This window comes from Ruegeria sp. F5 (genome assembly GCF_056533845.1).
This window is the reverse complement of the sequence record NZ_JBQFOU010000061.1, coordinates 1-2,148: the sequence shown is the minus strand read 5'-3', so window position 1 is coordinate 2,148 and position 2,148 is coordinate 1. Positions and strand designations below refer to the sequence as shown.

General features: G+C 50.0%; 1 protein-coding gene and 1 pseudogene. Both read left to right on the top strand.

Annotation, left to right across the window (positions count from 1 at the left end):
* A pseudogene (locus ACR0K1_RS25505) lies at positions 1-137 on the top strand (dibenzothiophene desulfurase); the annotation flags it as partial.
* 14 nt (positions 138-151) lie between these two features.
* The gene (locus ACR0K1_RS25500; RefSeq protein ID WP_480617563.1) at positions 152-2,035 is read left to right on the top strand and encodes an SLC13 family permease; all 1,884 of its coding nucleotides are present in this window, start codon (positions 152-154) and stop codon (positions 2,033-2,035) included.
* The last annotated feature ends 113 nt before the right edge of the window (positions 2,036-2,148 follow it).

The window sequence follows — 2,148 nt, the reverse complement described above, 5'->3', positions numbered from 1 at the left end:
CGGTCGCAGGTGTTGCGATCAAGCATGTCTTTGCGCTGCTGGCCGTGCTGTCGCATCTGACCGGCGTCGTGATCTCACGCTGGTTGTTCTTCGCGCAGGCGGAACACGTCATCGGACTGTACTACGGCAAGCGGTAGAAAAGGTCAGTGTATTGGAAACTCTAACCCTTACATTTGAAATGTCAGTGGTGCTGGGTCTCCTGGCACTCACCGTTTTTCTGTTTGTTTCAGAAGTCGTTCGCATCGATTTCGCGGCAATTATGGTCATGGTATTGCTGGGGTTGCTTAGTCAGTTTCCAGGCCTCAGCTCGCTTGCAGACATAGGCAGCCTGTTTGATGGCTTGGCGTCCAACGCTGTCGTATCAATCATTGCAGTCATGATCATTGGAGCTGGTCTGGATAAAACCGGGTTGATGAGCAACGTCGCCGCACTGATACTCAGACGTGGTGGCAAAACCGAAACCAGAATAATCCCTATCGTTTCCGGTACGGTCGGGGTCATTTCTTCATTCATGCAAAACGTTGGCGCGGCCGCCCTGTTTCTTCCGGTTGTCAGTCGGATATCGGTGCGCACTGAACTCCCCCTAAGTAGATTGCTTATGCCGATGGGCTTCTGCGCCATTCTAGGTGGGACGATGACAATGGTTGGCTCATCACCGTTGATCCTGCTGAATGACCTCCTGAAAAGTGCAAATCAGTCTCTGCCGCCCGATCAAAAAATGGTGCCATTTAGCTTGTTTTCCGTCACACCTGTGGGTGTGTGTCTAGTAGTGACGGGAATCTTGTATTTCACGGTTTTGGGTCGATGGGTACTGCCAAAGGGGAACAAATCAACCGATGGCACCAGCGGTCAATCACTCAAGAACTACTTGAAAAATATATACGGGTTAAAAACCGACATTTTTGAAGTATCGATTCCGGACGGGCACCCTTGTGCTGGTATGACTTTCGATGACTTGATGCAACGCTACCATGTTTACGTGATAGGCAGTGCATACCACGGAAAACGCTGGTTCGCCCCGGTCATACAAACAGAGATCACCGTTCCGTGCCGATTGGCCATCTTAGGTCGCGAGAAGGTAATTCATAAAATGGTCGATGATGAAGGATTCGTCCTTCACAAAGATCTGGATGTATTTGCAGAGGATTATGCGCCAACCAAATCCGGTGTTGCTGAAATGGTCATACCACCTGGTTCAGCAGTAATAGGTAAATGCGCCCATGATCTGGTGTTTCGTAAAACTTACGGCGCAAGTCTTTTGGCAATTCATCGCGATGAAGAGACGATGAGCTATGTGGAAACCGAAGATCACACGCCGACCCCTGTCGGCGAGGTACCCTTTCGCGCCGGAGACACGTTGGTCATTCATAGTACTTGGGAAGCTTTAACCCGACTGACCCGTGACCGGAACTTTGTCGTGGTTACAACTAATTTTCCACAGGAAGAACTACGCCCCAAGAAGGTCGCTTGGGCCCTTTTCTTCTTTTTAGTCGCACTTGCACTGATATTGCTCACTGATCTGCGCCTCTCATTGTGTCTTTTGACAGGCGCAGTTGGAATGATACTCACCGGCGTACTGGATATCGACGATGCTTATGAGGCAGTCAGCTGGAGTACAGTCTTTTTACTAGCGAGCCTAATTCCACTAGGTAAGGCCGTACAGTCGACAGGAACAGCAGCATGGATTGCGCAGCAAATACTGTCGTTACTCGACGGTTGGCCGATTTGGTCTCTTCAAGCGGGAGTCGCCGTTCTTGCTACGGTCTTTACGTTAATCATGTCGAATGTCGGCGCCACTGTTCTACTGGTTCCGCTGGCCGTCTCGATCGCCCTGGCAGCTGGTGGTGATCCCGCAATTTTTGCTCTGACGGTCGCGATTTCGACGTCAAATTCGTTCCTCATTCCAACCCATCAGGTGAACGCACTTATTATGGGTCCTGCAGGCTACAAGGTTATGGACTTCGTTAAGAGCGGTGGAGTCATGACGGTTCTTTTCCTGATCGTATCTCTGTTAGCAATGAACGTCGTATTCTAAAAATAATGGTCTTGCGATCAACGGCGAGCTTAAGATTGCCTAAGTTGAAGGGCTCTCTACTAAGATTGGCAAAAATCAACGCAGGCAGAGCAAAGTCTGTAACAAGGCGCGCA